Origin of the sequence: Pseudomonas sediminis (assembly GCF_039555755.1) — a bacterium.
Classification (GTDB): domain Bacteria; phylum Pseudomonadota; class Gammaproteobacteria; order Pseudomonadales; family Pseudomonadaceae; genus Aquipseudomonas; species Aquipseudomonas mendocina_D.
This window is the reverse complement of the sequence record NZ_CP154631.1, coordinates 1,475,332-1,494,411: the sequence shown is the minus strand read 5'-3', so window position 1 is coordinate 1,494,411 and position 19,080 is coordinate 1,475,332. Positions and strand designations below refer to the sequence as shown.

Genomic DNA, 19,080 nt, shown 5'->3' with positions numbered 1-19,080 from the left:
TCATGTCTCGCCTTCATCGACGCGCGGCAGTTCGAACCAGAAGGTCGCGCCCTGGCCAGGCACCGAGTGGAAACCGATACGCCCGTGCATGCGCTCGATGATTTCCTTGCAGATCGCCAGACCCAGGCCGGTGCCGCCTTTCTGCCGGGTATCGCCGGCGTCGGCCTGAGAGAACTTGGCGAAGATGCGCGAATGGAATGCCGCAGGGATACCCGGGCCATGATCGCGCACGTTGACTCGCAGCTTGTCAGCCATTGTCTCCAGACTCACCTGCACCACGGCCCCAGCCGGTGAGAACTTGGCGGCGTTGGACAGCAGATTGGCCAGCACCTGAGCCAGGCGCTGGGTATCGACCCGGACTTCGACATCATGCTCTGCGTGCAGTTCGAGGCGTACCTGATGCTGGTCGGCATACGGCTGGTTATGCAGCAGTGCCAGTTCCAGCAGTGGTTTGAGTGGCCTGCGCTGGAGGTCGAAATGCATCTTGCCGGCGACCAGCTTTTCCATGTCCAGCAGGTCATTGATCAGCGTGCTCAGGCGCTGGCTGTTGGCCTCGGCGATGCTCAGCATGTGCGCCATGGCCTGCGGCACGGCGCCGAGTGCGCCGCCGTTGATCAGGCCCAGCGAGCCGGCGATGGCGGTCAGCGGTGTGCGCAGTTCGTGGCTGACGGTGGAGACGAACTCGTTCTTCATCTGCTCGATGCGTTTGCGCTCGGCGATGTCACGAATCACCGCGATGAAGCGCACCTGGCCCTGGTGGCTGATCTGCGACATCGCCAGTTCCAGCGGGAAGCGTTCGCCGCCCAGGCGCAGGCCTTCCATCTCGCGAATCTGGTCGCTGGCGCAGCCTTGGCGCAGGGTGTCACTGGCCATGCCTGGAATCAGCGTGGCGATGTCACGCCCGGCGACCTCGGCCTGGCTGTAGGCAAAGATGCGTTCGGCCGCGTGATTGAAGGTTTCGATATGGCCCTCGTCATCGAGAGTGACGATGGCATCGATGACGTTGTCGAGCAGGGTGCGCAGGTAATGCTCGCGTTCGCGAATCGCGCGCTCGGCGGCAACCCGATCGCTGAAGTCCTGGATCTGCGCGACCAGATGCACGGGCTGGCCTTGGGCGTTGCGCACCAGCGCGCTGCTGAGCAGTACCCAGAGCACCTGGCCCTGTTTGTCCAGATAACGCTTTTCCATCTGGTAGGCGCTGATGCGCCCGGCCAGCAGATCGTCGACGTTGCGCAGGTCCGCACCGAGGTCGTCGGGGTGGGTGATGCGCTGAAAATCGAGGGTGAGCATTTCCTCGCGGCTGTAGCCGAGCATGCGGCACAGCTCGTCGTTGACCTCCAGCCAGCGTCCGTCGATGGCCACCAGCGCCATGCCCTGCGGCGCGGTGGCAAAGGCGCTGCTGAACAGCTGCTGGCTCAGGCGCAGGTCGTCTTCCATGACCTTGCGCTCGCTGATGTCCCAGATGAACCCGTCGACCCAGATCAGGCGCCCCTGGGCGTCGTGCTCGCCGCGACCTTTCTCGCGCACCCAGACGCTGTGGCCATCGGCATGACGCAGGCGGTAGGTCAACTCGAAGGTTTCCTGGCGAGCGATGCTTTCGTTGGCGAGGTAGGTGCTCGGCAGGTCGTCGGGATGGACGATGCTGGAGAAGCTGCGCACGCGATTGTCGATGAAGTCGCTGGGCGGGTAGCCAGTCAGGCTGAGAATCTCGTCGCTGACGTAACGCATGCTCCAGTCGCTGTCGTTGGCGCAGCGATAGACCACGCCGGGCAGGTTGGCGACCAGGCCACGGAAGCGACTTTCGCTCTGCTGCAGTGCGCGAGTGGCCTGCTGCAGGGCGCTGATGTCGCTGGCGATGCCGAGAAAACCGGTGATCTGTCCGCTGGCGTCGAAGATGGCGTTGGTGGTGAGGTTGACCAGGCGCTGGCTGCCGTCCTTGTGCACGTATGTCCATTGGCGGGTTTCCGACTCGCCATTACGTACGTTGTGAGTGAAGATCTGGAAGCCGCTGACCAGATGCCCGCAACTGATGCTGAGCTGCTCGGCCCGAGCGTCGATTTCGCTGGGCAGATGGAAGCGTTCGGGTGTCATCTGGCCGATCACGGCGTCGCTGCTATAGCCCAGCAGGCGCTCTGCGCCAGAGTTGAAGAGGGTGACCAGGCCGTTCGGGTCGGTGGCGATGATGGCAACGCCGCTGGCCGAATCCAGTACGGTCTGCAGGAACGCTCGCGCCTCGATCACCGCATCCTCGCGCTGACGCGCTGCGCTGATGTCCGTGTGGGTGCCATACATCAGCAGCGGCCGGCCTTGCTCGTCGCGGCTGGAGAGGCGGCCGCGCACCTGTACCCACAGCCAGCGCCCGTCTCGGTGCTGCATGCGTATCTGCCGGTTGTAGAAGGCTAACTCGCCAGCGAAGTGGCGTCGCAGCATGCGTTCGCTGGGCTCGCGATCATCCGGGTGACAGAAGCGCTTCCAGGTTTCGACACTGGTGGGCTGCAGTTCCTGGAGTTGGTAGCCGAGCATCTGCGCCCAGCGCTCGTTGAACACGGTGGCGCCGCTCTGCACATTCCACACCCAGGTGCCGACGTCGGTGCCTTCGATGATGCTGGCAAGGCGTTCGAGCAGGTTTTGCCGTGCCTGCTGCTGCTGCTCGCGCTCCAGGGTGGCGCCGACCCAGCGAGCGAACAGGCGCAGGAATTCGCGCTCGTTCTCGTCGAACTGGCGGTCACGGGATCGCTGGTCGCAGAAGGCCAAAGTGCCGACTCTGCGGCCATCGACCCAGATCGCCGTACCGATATAGCTTTCCAGGGCGAAGCGGGTGTAGCAGGCGTGCTCTCGATAAGGTGAGCTGGCCATGCGCTCGATACTGAGAATGTCGTCCTGGGCGTAGGTCAGGCTGCAATAGGTTTCGTTGAGGGCGAAGGTCTGGCCGTCCTCGAGCTGCGTGTCAGGACAGACCTGGACCAGGACGCGATAGTGATCGGCGTCAATCATGCCGATTACGCCGAGCGGCATGTCGAAATAGTTGGCCCCCATGCGCAGCGCTTCGCGCAGCTGTTCCTTGCTGCTCAGGCTCGATAGCGCAGAAATCTCGTTGAGCGCGTGCAGCGCGCTCTGTTGGCGTTGCATCAGGCGCTGGGTACTGCGATGTGTCGCGTGTAGCAGGATCATCAGCAAGGCTTCGGCGCCGCACCAGGCCAGCAGCCATTTGACTACCAGCCAGCGCTTGTCGCGTTCATGCACGGCATAGAGTTCGCTGACGTCACGCCAGGTCAGCACCGTGGCCATGGCCGCAGAGCCGGGCTGTGGCGAGGTCGCCATCGACAGCTGGCTGAGCAGGTAGTGTTGCCCGCCATCCTCCAGCAGACGCTGGCTGTTACCTTCGCTGGGAGAGGGCAGAAGATCCGCTTGCAGCCAGATCTGCGCCTGCGGGCGTGTCTGCTCGATCAGGCGCCAGGCGGGGGCGTGATCGGCTTGCGTACCGACCTCGGCCGCTGCGTTGAGTAGTAGCGCGATGCCGGCGCCGAGATCCCGATCCAGTTGCAGCAGATCCTCGAGCACATCCATTGCCACGCTGATGGCGCCAACCTGGCGCTGACCGTTTTGCGTATCGATCAGCAGCGGCGCCGCGGCACGAATGCCGATGCTTTTGTTAGCAAGGTTCAGTTCTGCACGGCTGTCGCCAGTGCGCAGGGCTTGCAGCAATAACGGGCGCATGGCCTCCTGGGTGTCACCAAAACGCTGCGGCTCGTGTACCCGCAGCAGGATGCGTGCGTCGTCTGGCAGATGGACGTAGAGGCGAAACGGCCGGTGCACCTGCATGTTGCGCCAGCGCGGCGCCAAGCGGGTGTAGAGCTGGTTGCGGATGCTGGCCAGACCGCCCTGGTCATCCTTGGGCAGGACTGACGCCTGACGCACCAGCTCGGCTACCCAGGCGTCGGCGGCGATGGCCTCGGCCAGCAACTGTGCACGCTCGCGCAGGCCGTGCTGAACGCTTTGCAGTGCCAGACGTTGCGCCTCGGCCTGCTTGTTCATCTGCAATTGCCACAGCGCCTCACGCTCGTGCAGTGCCTGGCGCCCGAGGAAGGCGAAGAGCAGCGCCAGACAAAGACTGCCGCCGACCACGATCCAGCGAATGGCAATCGGCCGCGAATTGCTGGTCATCGTGCGCCTGTCCGCGCCAGGCCAGCGAGACGCCTAAGACGCTCGATTTCCGGCGCTTCGGCGCCCAGCAGTTCGGCACTGGCCAGGCGCATCACCACCGTGTCACGTCGTGTATTGCCGGGGGGTAGGGCGTAGCAGGCACCGATCAACTCGCGTAGCGCGATAGGCAGGCGCCAGTGCGCCTTGAGTCGATTGGCCAGTTGGCTGCTATGACGCTGCAGGGCGGTGTTCAGGGTCTGTTCGTCCAGCTCTCGGCCGGCACTGCGCCAGCGTTGCGCCTGATCCAGCAGGGCCAGTTCGCCCATGCGTTGTAGCAGTGCGGCGCTGTGCAGCGGCGCCGGATCAACCCGGCTGCTACGCGCCAGCTCAGCAATACGCTTGCGCAGGCGCAGGGCATGAACGAAATGCGCATCGCCCTGGCGCTGCAGCTCGGGGTCGCTCAGTACCGCCTGCGGCCGAAGCGCGAGGCCTTGAACCAGATTGATTGCAGTGGCCTGACCGAGGCGTTGCACGGCTTCGTTGAGGGTGACGCAGGGCTGCCCGGCGCTGTTGTAGTTGCCACTGTTGGCCGCTGCGATCAACCGCGCGTGAACGGCTGGGTCGTTCTGCCAGAGGTCGCCAAGCTGTTGCAGGTTATCGAAGGGTTGAGGCACATCGCGCAGACGCTGGTACAGGGATTCACGCAGCGGCAGTTCGAGTGCGTCATCGGTCAGGCGTGCAAGTTGCTGGAGGAAATCCCCAGCGTGGTCGACTTCACCGGCGATGCTTTGGGCATTCGCCAATAGTGGCTGCAGGCTGGCGATCACCTTGGGCACCTGAAAGGGCTTGCTGATGAAGGCGCTGATATTCAACGGGCGTATGGCTAGCACGCTGTCACGGTCGGCGCGGGCCGTGACCATGACCAGCGGGATATCCTGGCTGCGTTGACGCACAGCTTCCAGCAACTGGGTGCCGTTACCGTCGGGCAGGTGCCAGTCGGCGATGACCAACTGGGCCGCCTGCCGCTTCCAGGCTGCAAGGGCATCGACGACGCGGCTCTGACAGTCGACCTGGGCGCCTGGGCACAGGCTGAGGACGATCTGTTTGAGCAGGTCGGCTATCCAGGGATCGTCTTCGAGAATCAGCACGCGCATGCTCAGTTCCTGGTGCTGGGGTGACTGCCCTGCGTTTCACCTGGGGTGTTGGCGTCAGCGGTGTTGACGGGCACCGGCTGTGGGCGACCGAAGTGATAGCCCTGACCATAGTTGCAGCCTAGCTCACGCAGAAAATCGGCCTGGGCTGGTTGTTCGATACCTTCGGCAAGGACCTTGAGGCCCAGGCTTTTGCCCAGTGCGATCACGGCGCGAGCGATGGCGGCGTCTTCAGCGTCGTTGGGCAGGCCGCGCACGAAGCTCTGATCGAGCTTGAGCTTGTCCACGGGCAGGCGCTTGAGGCGCGCCAGAGAGCTATACCCCGTTCCGAAGTCGTCGATGGCCAGGCGTACGCCCAGGGCACGCAGACTGATGAGCAGTTTCTGCGCTGCATCCGGGTCTTCCATGATCGCGCTCTCGGTGACCTCCAGCTCCAGCTGCTCAGGCGGCAGGCCTGTTTCTGCCAGTACCTGTGCCACTTTCATATCGAGTTCACCGCGACTGAACAGCCGGCTGGAGACGTTCACTGCAACGAAGCTCAGCGCATGCCCTTCGGCGTTCCAGCGCATCATCTGGCGGCAGGCCTGTTCCAGAACCCAGGTATCGATAGCGCCGATCATGCCGTTGTCCTCGGCAATCGGAATGAATTCGCCAGGGGGAATCAGCCCGCGTTGCGGGTGTTGCCAGCGCACCAGCGCCTCCATGCCTACCTGGCGACCGTCACGCAGGTCGTGCAGCGGCTGGTAGTACACGCGCAGCTCGTTGTTGTCCAATGCATGACGCAGGCTGCTGGCCAGCTCCACGCGCTGCCGGGCGTAGTCGGTAAGCTCCTGCACGTAGAAGGCATAGCCTTCGCGACCGCTGTTCTTGGCCTTGAACAGCGCCGAGTCGGCGTTACGCAGGATTTGCTCGACGCTGTCGGCATCTTCGGGGAACAGACTGATGCCGATGCTGGCGCCGATGTAGAGCTCGTGGCCGTCGAGACGAAAGGATGTTTCCAGGCTGCGCAGCAGGCTTTGTGCCAGTTCGGCTGCCTGGGCGGCGTCGGCGCAGTTTTCGCTGAGTAGGCCGAACTCGTCGCCGCCTAGCCGGGCTAGGGTGGTGCCAGTGGGTAAACCTTGCTGCAAACGCTCGCCGACCGCCTTGAGCAACAGATCACCGACGTTGTGGCCGAGGCTTTCATTGATGTGTTTGAAGTGGTCCAGATCGATCAGTAGTACTGCGCCGCGCAGCGCCTCGATCTTGCTGCGCTCCAGCGCATGAGCGACGCGCTCGGTGAACAACAGGCGGTTGGGCAGGTTGCTCAGCGGGTCGTGGTGGGCCAGGTAGTCCAGCTCGCGTTGCGAGCGCTTGAGTGCGGTGATGTCGGAGAACACCGCCACATAGTGGCTGACTCGCCCTTGTTCATCGCGAATGACTCGGATGCACTGCCACTGCGGGTAAATCTCCCCACTTTTGCGCCGGTTCCACACCTCGCCACTCCAGGCTCCACGGTTCTGCAGTGCCTGCCACAGGCTCTGATAGAAGGCGGCGTCATGGCGGCCGGACTTGAGCAGGCCGGGGTGCTGGCCGAGGATTTCCTCGCTGCTGTAGCCGGTGATGCGGCTGAAGGCCGGGTTGACGTGAACGATGCGCTGCTCGGCATTGGTGACCAGTACCCCTTCCTGAGTCGCATCGAACACCGCAGCGGCCTGGCGCAGGCTATCGTCGGTGGCGCGTTGCTGGGTGATGTCGCTGGCGATACCGATGAAGCGCTGCGGTTGGCCTTCCTCGTCACGCAGCAGGCGGCCGCGTGAATGAATCCAGCGATAGCTGCCGTCGGCGTGGCGCAGACGGTAGATGTTTTCATAGGGCTGCTCGCTCAACTCGGCGTTGAGCGCATGCAGCGCGCGCTCCACGTCATCCGGATGCAGGCGTGCGGCCCAATCTTCGCGGGTGTTGCCCAGGGTTTGCGGGGTGAGGCCTAGCAGCCTGGCATAGCCCTCGGAGAAGAACACTCGGCGGTTGCTCACGTCCCAATCCCACAGGCCGTCGCGCGTGGCATCTAGCGCCAGGCGCAGGCGCTCCTCGTTGCCGGCCAGCGCCAGGCGCGCGCGTCGATATTGTTGAGCGTGACGGTGTAGCACCAGATAAAGCAGTGAACTGGTGAGCGCGACGAACAGCAGGCCCTTGAAAGATTGCAAGCGCTCCAGTTGCGCCATGGACAGGCCGAGGGCTGTCAGCAGTCGGTCGCTCAGCAGTATCCAGAGGCAGGCCAGCAACAGATAGCCCAGAGTAAAACGCAGGGCGGCGGTGTCGATACGCATGGGTGGGCTACTACGCTCCCTGTTAATGTGGGTCAGTATAGAAGAGGGTTGGGCTGAAACATTCTCATCTAAAAGACCAACTGGTTTTCTGGCATGGGTCAGGGATAATGTGAACAGGTTCGTCCTTGTAGGACAAATCGCGTTCCCCCTTCAAGAGGCAATAGCGCCCATGTGGTACAACGGTTTACTCGACCTGTCGGTCTGGCAGCTGGTGGCTGCGACTTTGCTGATGACACACGTGACCATCGTCAGCGTGACTGTCTATCTGCACCGCTACTCTGCGCACCGTGCACTGGAACTGCACCCCGCGCTCAAGCATTTCTTCCGCTTCTGGCTGTGGTTGACCACGGGCCAGAACACCCGCGAGTGGACCGCGATTCACCGTAAACATCACGCCAAGTGCGAAACCGTTGACGACCCGCATAGCCCGGTCATCAAGGGGCTGAGCACCGTGCTGCGTAAAGGTGCCGAACTCTATCAGGAAGAGGCGAAGAACCAGGAAACGCTGCGCATTTACGGCAAGAACTGCCCGGATGACTGGGTCGAACGCAATGTCTACAGCCGTTTCCCCATCGGTGGTGTGACGCTGATGGCGGTGATCGACCTGTTGCTGTTCGGTGTGGCCGGCATCACCGTCTGGGCGATCCAGATGATGTGGATTCCGGTATGGGCCGCGGGTGTCATCAACGGTCTTGGTCATGCTGTCGGCTATCGCAACTTCGAATGCCGCGACGCTGCCACCAATCTGGTGCCCTGGGGCATCCTGATCGGCGGTGAGGAGCTGCACAATAACCATCACACTTACCCTAACAGCGCCAAGCTGTCGGTGAAGAAGTGGGAGTTCGACATGGGTTGGGCCTGGATCAAGCTGTTCAGCTTCCTCGGCCTGGCGAAGGTGCAGCGCGTGGCGCCGATTGCGCATCGGGTCGAGGGCAAGGCCAGTCTGGACATGGACACTGCCATGGCCATCCTCAACAACCGTTTCCAGATCATGGCGCAATACCGCAAGTTGGTGATCGTGCCGTTGGTCAAGCAGGAAGTGGCCAAGGCCGACGAGTCCGTTCGTCACCTTTTCCGTCGAGCGAAACGCCTCTTGTCACGTGAACCGAGCCTGCTGGAAGAGCAGCATCATGCGCACATCGCCGATATGCTGGCGCAAAGCCAGGCACTGAAGGTGATCTACGAGAAGCGCCTGGCGCTGCAGCAAATCTGGGTGAAGACCAGCAGCAACGGCCACGACATGCTCGAAGCCATGAAGCAGTGGGTCCACGAGGCCGAGGCCAGCGGCATCCAGTCGCTGCGCGAGTTCGCCGAGCAGCTCAAGACCTACTCGCTGCGACCGTCCAGCGCCACTGCCTGACCGCCGCTCGTTACAAGCAAAGGCCCGCCGAACTGGCGGGCCTTTGTGTTTGTCCAACGCCTCGCACTATGCTCAATTTCAATGCGAGGCGAAGGACGGATGGCCGCTGTAATGGACGATCAAGGCAAGGCTGTTTCCGAGTTGGAAGAACTGACCTTGGCTCTACTGCACAGCCGTGCCGAAGTGGAGCGTCTGGGTGCGCGCGAGCAACTGTTCAGTAGCTTGCTTGGCAGCGTCAATGCCGTGCTCTGGGCCTTCGATTGGAGCGAGCAGCGGATGATTTATGTCAGCCCTGCTTATGAGCGAATCTTCGGTCGTTCCGCCGCGTTACTGTTGGCCGACTATGGCGAGTGGCGTAACAGCATCTATCCCGACGATATCGACTACGCCGCTGAAAGCCTGGCCAAGGTATTGGAAACTGGCGCGGTGGAGTCGCGTGAGTACCGCATCATTCGCGCCGATGGCCAATTGCGCTGGCTCAGCGACAAGTGTTTCGTCAGCCCCCGGCTGGGCACCGAGCAGGGGCATGTGATCGTCGGTATTGCTGAAGACATCACCGAGAAGAAGCGCCTGGAGGGCGAGTTGCATCGCCTGGCAACCACCGATGTGCTGACCCAGAGCAGCAACCGGCGGCACTTCTTCGAATGCGCTCGCCGTGAGTTCGAGCACGCGCGCAAGTTCGGCAGCCCGTTGGCTTTCCTGCTGCTCGATCTCGATGACTTCAAGACGATCAATGACCAGTACGGCCACCAGATTGGCGATGAGGTGTTGCGGCGCCTGGCGCAGTGCGGCAGCAATGCCTTGAGGCGCGGCGATCTGTTCGGACGTATCGGTGGTGAGGAGTTCGCGGCGCTGTTCCCCGGCTGTGAGCAGGATGTGGCATTGCAGGTGGCTGAACGGCTACAGCGCGAGGTGCAACGCCTCGGCTTCCAGCATGAAGGTCGGCACTTCGGCATTACAGTCAGTCAGGGGCTGACCAGCCTGCTAGCCACTGATGTCAGCCTCGATGCGCTCTACGCGCGCGCCGATGCGGCGATGTACATGGCCAAGCGCCAAGGCAAGAATCAGATCGTGCTAGGGTGATGGTTGGCGGTTTTTCGCCTGATACCTGGTTCTCATGGGCGGAAAATTGCCGATCATGTGCTGTCATCGGTTAGCCACCGACTTGTCGAAAAAATGTAACCTACTGTTCTAGAAGCCTTGTGCGCCGACTTTGCCAAGCTGGCGCGCTATCTGCATAGGCCCCGAAAGATGCCGGCTAGAATGTCGGCGCACAATAACAACGACGAGAGCACTCACCATGCGCCACTCTGCCCGCCTCATTCCGGCCGTCCCGCTGCGTTCGCCGTTGTTTCGTTCTTCCTGAATTTTCATGCGCCCATTCGAGCCCGGCTTTGCCGTGCCATGGCTCATGGGCGTGTGTGCCCTATTCGTTCCGGCCTGCCTCTTCGTGCCGAAGTCTGCGCCGGACGATGCGTCACCTTAAACACACTGGAGAGAAACATAATGAGAAAGACCTCCCTGGCACTGGCCGTAGCCGCCAGCACCCTGGGCCTGAGCCAAGTAGCCTTTGCCGATTTCATCGGTGACAGCAAAGCCAGCCTGACCATGCGCAATTTCTACTTCGACAATGACGTCAAGAACACCGTCAGCACTGGCAGCACTACCGACGCCAACTACAAAAACAACTCCGCAGCTCGTGAATGGGGTCAAGGTTTTATTCTCAACTACACCTCTGGCTTTACCGAAGGCACCGTGGGCTTTGGTCTTGATGCAGTAGGTATGCTGGGCGTGCGTCTGGATGGTGGTGGTCGCAGCAGTAAGGTTGATCGGGATCGCACCCCGGGTCAGCTTTTTCCACGCGAGACCGACAACAGCGCTGTTGATGATTTCAGCAAGGCCGGTGCTACCGCCAAAGTTCGTTTCTCCAAGACCGAGGCTCGCGTCGGTACCCTGATGCCTAAGCTGCCGATCTTGACCTCCAACGACGGTCGCTTGCTGCCGCAGATGTTTGAAGGCGGCATGATCACCTCCAACGAGATCGACAACCTGACCCTGACCGCGGGTCAGATTGAGCACGCCGTAGGCCGTGCCTCGAGCAATAGCACCAGTTTGTCGATCGATGGCCGTGCTGTTGGCCAGGCTGACTCCAACAAATTCTACTTCGGCGGCGGGGACTGGAAAGTCACCAAAGATCTGACTGCCCAGTACTACTACGCGAATCTGGACGATTTCTACAAGCAGCACTTCGCCGGTTTGGGCCACAATTTGGCACTGGGTGAAGGTAGTCTGAAAACCGATCTGCGCTATTTCCGCACTACATCCGACGGCAAGAACGGTAGCGCGGCCGGGCGTGCTGCAGGCTATACAGCTAACACTACCTTTGGTGATGGCACTGGTGAGGTCGACAACAACACCTGGAGCGCAGCCTTCACCTACACCCTGCAGAGCCATGCGCTTATGCTGGGCTATCAGCGTGTTTCCGAGAATAGCAACTTCGTCCAGCTGAACCAGGGTGGCATTGAAGGTTCCGCAGGCGCCAGCGTCTATCTGCTGACTGACCGTCTGGCCAACAGCTTCACCCGCGCCGGTGAGCGTACTACCTTCGGTCAATACACCTACGATTTCGCTGGTGTCGGTGTGCCTGGCCTGAAGGCTTCGGTTGCTTATCTGAAAGGTACCAACATCCAGCGTGCCAACGGTGAGCAGAACAAAGAGTGGGAACGCGATGTTGCCGTCGACTACGTGCTCCAGGAGGGTGCTCTGAAAGGCCTGGGTCTGGGCTGGCGTTATGGCGTGCTGCGTGGCAACGCCGCAACCGACGCCGACCAGAACCGCCTGATCGTCAGCTACACCCTGCCGCTGATGTAAGACGAAAGGTTTCGGGAGGCTTGCCAAGGCCTGAGTCCCGAAAGCCAATCAAAAATGCCCGCATCCTATGGATGCGGGCATTTTTTATGCGCGACCGGGATGGCTCAGCGTGGGCTGTCAACTGGTGCTGCCGAAGTCGCGAGAATGGCGCTGGCCAGCGCCATGTCGTCGGCCTTCTGCAACTGCGGGTTGGCGCTACGCAGTTGCTGCATCGCGGCTTCCAGGTGCGGGCCGCGGATTTCGCCGTTACTGGCGACGAAGCTGCTCGCGTCCTCTTCGGCCGCGGCGACCAGCTTGCGATCCTTGAAGGTCAGGTAGGTCGAGGCGGTGGTTGCGCCTGACGAAAGAATGTCGCGCAGCATGCCATCGGCTGCTGCGGTCTGGGCGATCAGAAAGGCACTGAACGCCAGTGCGGCACGGCTCGTTACACGCATGATGAAACTCCTTAGGGGTGGCTCCTCTCCTAGGAGTCGCGCAAGCCGCTGGTGGTTCCTTACAGGCGATGGCCGGTTGCCAGGCCGATCAGTTGCTGAGCTTGCGCGCCCGATGCTGGTGGCGCCACCAGAGCAATGCCGAGAGTATTGCCAGTGCGCCGAACAGCAGAAATTGCCAAACCCAGGGCAGGTCCGGGAACAGATAAGTCAGTGCACCGACCGCGACGGCTACCAGGCCGATCCATAGCAAGTAGCCTCCGGCGCCGAACACCTCGAGAATCAGCAGCAGGGTGGCCAGGGCCAGCCAGTCCCAGAACGACAGATGTTGCAGGTAGGTGATCATGGGAAGGCGCGGCTACCCATACTCAGACTGTTCGCTGATCGCCCTTCGGTGTGCATCGCATAGACTCCATTGCCAGATTAATCAATCTAAGCACAGTCGCCTGGGCTCTGCCGCCGACCCCTTCGCAAGGTTGTCAGATGCCAGGTCATCCGTGGGAGCCGGGGCATGTTTACGCGTTCGCTGATGGTGTTTTTGCTTAGCGTTCTGTTGCTGGCTGGAAAGGGCACTGTGGCCGGTGAGCTGCTGAATGCCCTGCACCGTGCAGCGCCGCAGTTGGAGCCGCGTGCGTTGCAGGGAGCGCTACAGGCGCTGCGGTGCGCCGAGCGCGAAGGTGCGGGTGAAGGCAGACGGTTGGCGGTGATCGATTACTCGCGCTCTTCGCTGGAGCGGCGCCTATGGGTTTTCGATCTGGCGCGCGGGCGCCTGCTGCAGCGTGAATTCGTGGCCCATGGTCGCCAGTCTGGTGAATCGTTTGCCGAGCATTTCTCCAATCTGCCTGGCAGTAATCAGACCAGCCTAGGCCTGTTTCGCGGCGCTGAAAGCTACAAGGGGCGGCATGGGCATTCGCTGCGCCTCGATGGTCTGGAGCCCGGCCTGAATGATCAGGCGCGAGCCCGGGCGCTGGTGATCCATGGTGCTGATTACGTGGCGCCGGCCTGGGCCGAGAAACACGGGCGCATGGGGCGTAGCCTGGGCTGTCCTGCGGTGCAGCAGTAGGTGATTCGGGTGTTGGTGGATCAGCTCAAGGATGGCCAGTACCTGTTCGCCTGGCATCCTCAGATAAGCGATGAGCGCTATCGCGATTGTGCGAGCGTCAGCGTTGCTCGCTCTGCGGAGTGACGCGTAGCACTTCCTCGATGGTGGTCAGCCCAGCTGCGACCTTCTGCGCGCCGGACAGACGCAGGCTGCGCATGCCGTCCTTGAACGCGGCGCGGCGCAGGGCGGTAAGGTCGGTGTCAGCGTTGATCAGTGGCTTGATGGCATCGTTGATCAGCATGATCTCGTAGACGCCAGCGCGACCCCGGTAGCCGGTTTCGCGGCATTCCAGGCAGCCGACGGCGTGATGCGCCTGACTCGGCGGCGGCGAGCTCCAGGGCCGGGTCAGACCGTTCCAGGTGTCTTCGTCCAGTTGCACGGGCGCCTTGCAGTGCGGGCACAGGGTACGCACCAGGCGCTGGGCCATGACGCCGAGGATGGTGGCCTTGAGCAGGTAGTGCGGCACGCCCAGTTCGAGCAGGCGGGTGATGGCGCTGGGGGCATCGTTGGTGTGCAGGGTGGACAGCACCAGGTGGCCGGTCAGCGCCGCCTGGATGGCCATTTCCGCGGTTTCCAGGTCGCGGATCTCGCCGACCATGATGATGTCGGGGTCCTGGCGCATCAGCGCGCGCACACCGCTGGCGAAGTTCAGGTCGATGTTGTGCTGCACCTGCATCTGGTTGAAGGCGCCTTCGATCATCTCGATCGGGTCTTCGATGGTGCAGACGTTCACCTCCTCGGTCGCCAGCTGCTTGAGCGTGGTGTAGAGCGTGGTGGTCTTGCCCGAGCCGGTGGGGCCGGTAACCAGGATGATGCCGTTGGGCTGGCTGGTCATGCTGGCCCAGCGGCGCAGGTCCTCGGGGGAAAACCCGAGTTGATCCGGGCTTTTCAGCAGCACTTCCGGGTCGAAGATACGCATCACCATCTTCTCGCCGAAGGCGGTCGGCAGTGTGGATAGGCGCAACTCCACTTCGTTGCCATCCGGGGTCTTGGTCTTGACCCGGCCATCCTGCGGTTTGCGCTTCTCGGCGATGTTCATGCGGCCGAGGTTCTTCAGGCGGCTGACCACTGCCATGGTGACCTGCGCGGGGAACTGGTAGACGGTGTGCAGCACGCCGTCGATGCGAAAGCGCACGGTGCCCTGTTCGCGGCGCGGCTCGATATGAATATCGCTGGCGCGTTGCTGGAAGGCGTACTGGAACAGCCAGTCGACGATGTTGACGATGTGCGCATCGTTGGCGTCCGGCTCCTGGTCCTGGGCGCCGAGGCTGAGCAGTTGTTCGAAGTTGCCGACGCCGCTGACCTTCTGGTCGGTGGCGGTGGCGCCGCTGACCGAGCGGGCCAGGCGATAGAACTCGGTGGTGAAGCGCTGAATGTCGCTGGGGTTGGCTACCACGCGCTTGATCGGGCGCTTGAGCACGTGTACCAGGTTGGCTTCCCAGCTATGCACCAGTGGCTGGCTACTGGCGATGGTAACGCTTTCGCTGTCCACTGCCACGGCGAGGATCTTGTGACGCTGGGCGAAGGCGTAGGACATCAGCGGGGTGATGGCCGGCACGTCGATCTTCAGCGGGTCGATGCGCAAGTACGGTTGCCCGGCGAAGTTGGCCAGCCAGATGGTGAGGGTTTCCAGGTCGAGTTTCTTGCCCGGCTTTTGCTGATCGTCCACCTGCTGCGCGGCCAGAAACTCCAGTGGATGCTGGGCGTTGTTCAGTGAGCTGCGGCGGATCGCCAGGCACTGCTCAGCTACATCCTGATCCACCCGGCCCTGGGCCACCAGCTCGCGCAGCAGGTCGCCAAGATCCAGTACACGGTCGGGGGCAGTGGCAGTGAAGGCGGACATGCGGGCTCCTCGGGGTCGGCCTGAACAAGGGTAGCAGGTCGTTCTTCAACGACCTTTTAGCCGAGCTAGGATGCCCGAAAAGTGGCACCAGGGCGAAGTGCCCGACGTGATCGATCGCCCGCTTCAGGCCACCTCCGTCACCAGGTTGTGATCCAGGTGCTGCCAGGTGACCTCCCATACGCACACCAGGCCGCGCAGTTTCTGGGCCAGCACGCCGGCTCGATGCAGCGAGATACCAGGCAGGCGCAGGCTGATATGCAGGTCATCTTGCAGGCGCTGCATGTGCAGGGCTTCGGGGAGCAACTGCAATTGTGCGAACAGGCCGAGCAGCCGGCACATGACGTCGGCCTCGGCGTCGGTGCGCAGTTGGTATTCGACACAAGCATCGGGGCGATCCTGCCAGGGATCGCGGCGATTATGGGCGGACGGAAATGGCGTGGTATCAGGCATGGCGGCAGCTCAGGCAGGTTTTGCCTAAGTTTCCGCCTTATTTCGGCAAAAGTTCTGCCTGGTTTGCTGTGTTGATGGCGTTTATGTGGATAGACTTACCTGAATAAGTGGCTGGTGAGGAATTTTTATGTCCATTTCGCTGGATGCCTACGATCAACGCATTCTTGCTTTGCTACAGGAGGATGCAGGCCTCTCCACGGCGGAGATCGCCGAGCGCATCGGTCTGTCGCAGTCGCCCTGCTGGCGACGTATCCAGCGGCTCAAGGAGGAAGGGGTGATTCGCAAGCAGGTGACCCTGCTCGATCGCAAGCGCATCGGCCTGCATACGCAGGTGTTCGCCCAGGTCAAACTCAACGCCCACGGGCGCTCCAACCTGACCGAGTTCGCCGAAGCCATGCGCGAGTTTCCCGAGGTGCTGGAGTGTCACGTGCTTATGGGCGCGGTGGACTTCATGCTGCGCATCGTCACCCGCGATATCGAGGCCTATGAGCGCTTCTTCTTCGAGAAGCTGTCGCTGGTACCAGGGATCCAGGAGGTGAACTCGATCGTGGCGTTATCGGAGATCAAGTCCACCACCAGCCTGCCGCTCACTTAAGGCTTGATCACCACTGGCGACGATTGCTCGACGTTGCGCCTGCTGGGTGGCGTGAGCCCCATGGACACATAGATGCTGGTCAGTTGATCGACGCCCATGTCGGCAGGGCGTATCCATTCTTCTGGTACGTAAAGCAGGCCGCCACCGACCGGAATCGGCGCGGTGGGGATGAGGATGGCGCAGTAGGCGCGGCCCTCCAGTTCGACGCTTTCCGAACTCGGGCGCAGGGCGAGCACCGCTGCGCCGTCGCCGCCGAAGAAGCACCAGACCGGTGCCATGGTGGTGATATCGGGGTTCTTGCTCTTGTCCAGCAGGCCAACGAATCGATCAGCCAGGTTGTAGAAATTGCCGATCAGCGGCGTACGCCGCAGGGTGCGATCGATCAGCCAGGACAGCGGGCGGCGCAAGCCCAGTTGTACCGCCAGGCCAAGTGGGTAGAGGCTGGCCAGCAGCACCAGACTGCCCAGCATGTAAGCCAGATAACTATTGCTGGAGAAGGGTTGGCCGAGGGCTGCGAACAATTGGCCGATCAGGGTCGAAGGTCCGACCAGGCGATTGAGCAGGCTGAATATCCAGGCAAGCAATGCCAGGGTCAGTGCCAGCGGCAGTAGCGCGAGGAGGCCCGTCAGCCAGGTGGTAACGACGGATTTCAGGCTGCGTCTGAGCATGTAGCGGTTTCCTTGACGATCTTGGCGGTGACTTTACGCCAGGCACGGCAATTCTGGGCAGTCTTGCCCGTGTGCGTGGTCGGCGAAATGGCTACAGCACTTTTCGTCAGATTGTTTCGAGCAAAAAAAGCCCGGCACTAAGGCCGGGCGGAGTGGGTACACGAGGTACCGAAGTAGCAGCGTTGGTTTGAGCGGCTACATGCCGAGCAGATTCGGCAAGGCCATGGACACGGCGGGGATGTAGGTAATGATCATCAGGAAGCTCAGCAACAGCATCAGCCACGGCCAGGCCGCTTTGATCACCGAGGTCAGCGGCATCCCCGTCACCGCCGAGGTGACGAACAGGTTCAGCCCTACCGGTGGCGTGATCAGACCGATCTCCATGTTCACCACCATGATGATGCCCAGGTGGATCGGGTCGATGCCCAGTTGCATGGCGATCGGGAAGAGGATCGGCGCCAGGATCAGGATGATCGCCGACGGCTCCATGAAGGCACCGGCGATCAGCAGCACGATGTTCACCACCAGCAGGAACTGCCACGGCTGCAGGCCCAGATCCACCACCCAGGCGGTGATCTGTTGCGGGATCTGCTCGGTGGTCAGCACGTGGGCGAAGAGCATGGCGTTGGCAATGATGAACATCAGCATGATGGTCAGCTTGCCGGACTCCAGCAGCACCCTCGGGCACTCGCGGATGGTCAGGTCCTTGTACACGAACAGGGCGACGAAGCCGGCGTAGACCGCCGCCACGGCCGCAGCCTCGGTCGGGGTGAACATGCCGGTGTAGATACCGCCGAGGATGATCACCATCAGCAGCAGGCCCCAGAACGCCTCACGCGCGGCGCGCAGCCACTCGCGGAAGCTGGCGCGCGGCAGGGCTGGCAGCTTCTTGATGCGCGCGACGATGTAGATCGCGATCATCAGCGCCAGGCCGAGCATCACGCCCGGGATCACACCGGCCATGAACAGCTTGCCCACCGACTGCTCGGTAGCGGCGGCGTACACCACCATCACGATCGACGGCGGAATCAGGATGCCCAGGGTACCGGCGTTACACACGATGCCGGCGCCGAACGCCTGCGGATAACCGGAGCGCACCATGCCGGCGATGGCGATCGAGCCGACCGCCGCCACGGTGGCTGGCGAGGAGCCGGACAGCGCGGCGAACAGCATGCACGCCAGCACCGCACCGATGGCCAGGCCGCCACGGATGTGGCCGACGCAGGCGTTGGCGAAGTCGATCAGACGCTTGGCCACGCCGCCGGTGGTCATGAAGGCACCGGACAAGAGGAAGAACGGAATCGCCAGCAGGGTGTAATGCTCGCTGGTCTCGAACAGCTTAATCGCCAGCGAGCGCACCGAGTCGGGGCTGAACAGCATGATGGTGATCGAACCGGCCAGGCCGAGCGACGCGGCGATCGGCACGCCGATGAACATCAGCAGGAACAGCAGCAGGAAGAGGAACAGGACGGTCATTGCTTGGGCTCCTCGTGCTCATTGACCTTCAGGGCATCGGCCGCTTCGTCGGCCAGACCGAGGCCGGTCTGCTCGTTGCGCAGGATACGGACGAGGATTTCCAGGAAGCGGACGAACACCATGGCGTAGCCGAAGGGCACGATCATGCCGATATGCCATTGCTGGATGCCGTAGTGACCGAGGTCTTCGGCGCCGATACCGGCGGTGAACAGGGTGCGCACCCAGTCGAAGCTACCAACGGCGATCAGGCCGGCGTAGCCCAGGCAGGCCGAGCAGGCGATCACACCGATGATGCGCTGGATGCCGCGCGGGGCGAGTTTGACCAGAGCGTCGACGCCGATGTGGCCGGCGGTACGCACGCCATAGGCCAGGCCGAAGAAGATCAGCCAGCCGAACAGCGCCTTGGTCAGGGCATTGCTCCAGGTCATCGCCTGGGCCATGTCGAGAATGGAGTCGCCGATAGCGAGCAGGGTCTCGTTACCGCCGAAATAGTCACCCAGCCAGTAGAACAGGGTGTAGAAGTTGTTGAGGATCACGTAGACGAAAGTGATCAGCGTCATGGTCGCCAGGAGGAAAGCGATAAAGCCTTCCTCGAAGTGCTCCCAGCCGCGCCGCAAGGCGTTCATGGTCGGTTCTCCCGAATGGAAAGGGCGTAGGGTGGGGCGGTACGAATGCGGCCGACCC

13 protein-coding genes and 2 pseudogenes are annotated in these 19,080 nt (G+C 62.2%); 5 read left to right on the top strand and 10 right to left on the bottom strand.

Translation table 11 applies throughout. The features are described 5' to 3' along the window. From AAEQ75_RS07140 to dibA, 3 genes are read right to left on the bottom strand one after another with little or no spacing between them, the layout of a single operon-like run. Complete coding sequence (locus tag AAEQ75_RS07140; RefSeq protein ID WP_343351357.1) at nucleotides 1-4,164, bottom strand: PAS domain S-box protein; 4,164 nt, start codon at nucleotides 4,162-4,164, stop codon at nucleotides 1-3. Next, nucleotides 4,161-5,297 carry an HDOD domain-containing protein gene (locus tag AAEQ75_RS07135; RefSeq protein WP_343351356.1) on the bottom strand — a complete coding sequence of 379 codons (1,137 nt, stop codon included), beginning with the start codon at nucleotides 5,295-5,297 and terminating at the stop codon, nucleotides 4,161-4,163. The genes AAEQ75_RS07140 and AAEQ75_RS07135 overlap by 4 nt, the downstream gene beginning before the upstream one ends. A gap of 2 nt (nucleotides 5,298-5,299) precedes the next feature. Next, entirely contained in the window at nucleotides 5,300-7,600 is a 2,301-nt protein-coding gene (gene dibA, locus AAEQ75_RS07130; protein WP_343351355.1) for a phosphodiesterase DibA, read from the bottom strand. 169 nt (nucleotides 7,601-7,769) lie between these two features. Between dibA and desA the strand changes: the two genes are divergently transcribed. The 3 genes from desA to AAEQ75_RS07115 all read left to right on the top strand — a co-directional run bounded on the left by desA (nucleotide 7,770) and on the right by AAEQ75_RS07115 (nucleotide 11,831). After that, on the top strand, nucleotides 7,770-8,960 hold the full coding sequence (desA, locus tag AAEQ75_RS07125) for a delta-9 fatty acid desaturase DesA (protein ID WP_343351354.1): 1,191 nt from the start codon (nucleotides 7,770-7,772) through the stop codon (nucleotides 8,958-8,960). A 111-nt stretch (nucleotides 8,961-9,071) separates the two neighbouring features. Continuing rightward, the gene (locus tag AAEQ75_RS07120) at nucleotides 9,072-10,043 is read left to right on the top strand and encodes a GGDEF domain-containing protein (RefSeq protein ID WP_343352346.1); all 972 of its coding nucleotides are present in this window, start codon (nucleotides 9,072-9,074) and stop codon (nucleotides 10,041-10,043) included. 423 nt (nucleotides 10,044-10,466) lie between these two features. Then, nucleotides 10,467-11,831: an OprD family porin gene (locus AAEQ75_RS07115; RefSeq protein WP_343351353.1), complete on the top strand. Its 1,365-nt coding sequence runs from the start codon at nucleotides 10,467-10,469 to the stop codon at nucleotides 11,829-11,831. A 104-nt stretch (nucleotides 11,832-11,935) separates the two neighbouring features. On the opposite strand, the gene AAEQ75_RS07110 is transcribed toward AAEQ75_RS07115, so the two are convergent. Together AAEQ75_RS07110 and AAEQ75_RS07105 are read right to left on the bottom strand one after the other, a co-directional pair. After that, nucleotides 11,936-12,265 carry a DUF2388 domain-containing protein gene (locus tag AAEQ75_RS07110; RefSeq protein WP_343351352.1) on the bottom strand — a complete coding sequence of 110 codons (330 nt, stop codon included), beginning with the start codon at nucleotides 12,263-12,265 and terminating at the stop codon, nucleotides 11,936-11,938. Between the two features lie 91 nt (nucleotides 12,266-12,356). Then, a pseudogene (locus tag AAEQ75_RS07105) lies at nucleotides 12,357-12,608 on the bottom strand (NfeD family protein); the annotation flags it as partial. Between the two features lie 165 nt (nucleotides 12,609-12,773). Here AAEQ75_RS07105 and AAEQ75_RS07100 point away from each other — a divergent pair. Beyond that, nucleotides 12,774-13,448, top strand: a pseudogene (locus AAEQ75_RS07100) (murein L,D-transpeptidase catalytic domain family protein). On the opposite strand, the gene AAEQ75_RS07095 reads toward AAEQ75_RS07100, so the two are convergent. Continuing rightward, nucleotides 13,423-15,207, bottom strand: coding sequence for a GspE/PulE family protein (locus AAEQ75_RS07095; protein WP_343351350.1), 1,785 nt, complete (start codon nucleotides 15,205-15,207; stop codon nucleotides 13,423-13,425). The pseudogene AAEQ75_RS07100 and the gene AAEQ75_RS07095 sit on opposite strands and share 26 nt — an antisense overlap. A gap of 123 nt (nucleotides 15,208-15,330) precedes the next feature. Further along, entirely contained in the window at nucleotides 15,331-15,657 is a 327-nt protein-coding gene (locus AAEQ75_RS07090; protein WP_099526646.1) for a hypothetical protein, read from the bottom strand. 127 nt (nucleotides 15,658-15,784) lie between these two features. On the opposite strand from AAEQ75_RS07090, the gene AAEQ75_RS07085 reads away from it, so the two are divergent. After that, on the top strand, nucleotides 15,785-16,252 hold the full coding sequence (locus AAEQ75_RS07085; protein ID WP_343351349.1) for an Lrp/AsnC family transcriptional regulator: 468 nt from the start codon (nucleotides 15,785-15,787) through the stop codon (nucleotides 16,250-16,252). On the opposite strand, the gene AAEQ75_RS07080 is transcribed toward AAEQ75_RS07085, so the two are convergent. The 3 genes from AAEQ75_RS07080 to AAEQ75_RS07070 form a co-directional block, all read right to left on the bottom strand. Then, on the bottom strand, nucleotides 16,249-16,920 hold the full coding sequence (locus AAEQ75_RS07080; protein ID WP_343351348.1) for a DUF502 domain-containing protein: 672 nt from the start codon (nucleotides 16,918-16,920) through the stop codon (nucleotides 16,249-16,251). The genes AAEQ75_RS07085 and AAEQ75_RS07080 overlap by 4 nt on opposite strands. A gap of 195 nt (nucleotides 16,921-17,115) precedes the next feature. After that, a complete protein-coding gene (gene dctM / locus AAEQ75_RS07075) occupies nucleotides 17,116-18,396 on the bottom strand; it encodes a C4-dicarboxylate TRAP transporter large permease protein DctM (protein WP_084331627.1) in 1,281 nt (426 codons plus the stop codon). Next, a complete protein-coding gene (locus AAEQ75_RS07070; protein WP_343351347.1) occupies nucleotides 18,393-19,022 on the bottom strand; it encodes a TRAP transporter small permease in 630 nt (209 codons plus the stop codon). The genes dctM and AAEQ75_RS07070 overlap by 4 nt, the downstream gene beginning before the upstream one ends. Nucleotides 19,023-19,080: the final 58 nt, after the last annotated feature.

What these genes read in the sequence shown, in the direction of transcription:
- AAEQ75_RS07140 (WP_343351357.1), bottom strand. Translation starts at nt 4,164, where the DNA reads ATGACCAGCAATTCGCGGCCGATTGCCATTCGCTGGATCGTGGTCGGC.
- AAEQ75_RS07135 (WP_343351356.1), bottom strand. Translation starts at nt 5,297, where the DNA reads ATGCGCGTGCTGATTCTCGAAGACGATCCCTGGATAGCCGACCTGCTC.
- dibA (WP_343351355.1), bottom strand. Translation starts at nt 7,600, where the DNA reads ATGCGTATCGACACCGCCGCCCTGCGTTTTACTCTGGGCTATCTGTTG.
- desA (WP_343351354.1), top strand. Translation starts at nt 7,770, where the DNA reads ATGTGGTACAACGGTTTACTCGACCTGTCGGTCTGGCAGCTGGTGGCT.
- AAEQ75_RS07120 (WP_343352346.1), top strand. Translation starts at nt 9,072, where the DNA reads ATGGACGATCAAGGCAAGGCTGTTTCCGAGTTGGAAGAACTGACCTTG.
- AAEQ75_RS07115 (WP_343351353.1), top strand. Translation starts at nt 10,467, where the DNA reads ATGAGAAAGACCTCCCTGGCACTGGCCGTAGCCGCCAGCACCCTGGGC.
- AAEQ75_RS07110 (WP_343351352.1), bottom strand. Translation starts at nt 12,265, where the DNA reads ATGCGTGTAACGAGCCGTGCCGCACTGGCGTTCAGTGCCTTTCTGATC.
- AAEQ75_RS07095 (WP_343351350.1), bottom strand. Translation starts at nt 15,207, where the DNA reads ATGTCCGCCTTCACTGCCACTGCCCCCGACCGTGTACTGGATCTTGGC.
- AAEQ75_RS07090 (WP_099526646.1), bottom strand. Translation starts at nt 15,657, where the DNA reads ATGCCTGATACCACGCCATTTCCGTCCGCCCATAATCGCCGCGATCCC.
- AAEQ75_RS07085 (WP_343351349.1), top strand. Translation starts at nt 15,785, where the DNA reads ATGTCCATTTCGCTGGATGCCTACGATCAACGCATTCTTGCTTTGCTA.
- AAEQ75_RS07080 (WP_343351348.1), bottom strand. Translation starts at nt 16,920, where the DNA reads ATGCTCAGACGCAGCCTGAAATCCGTCGTTACCACCTGGCTGACGGGC.
- dctM (WP_084331627.1), bottom strand. Translation starts at nt 18,396, where the DNA reads ATGACCGTCCTGTTCCTCTTCCTGCTGCTGTTCCTGCTGATGTTCATC.
- AAEQ75_RS07070 (WP_343351347.1), bottom strand. Translation starts at nt 19,022, where the DNA reads ATGAACGCCTTGCGGCGCGGCTGGGAGCACTTCGAGGAAGGCTTTATC.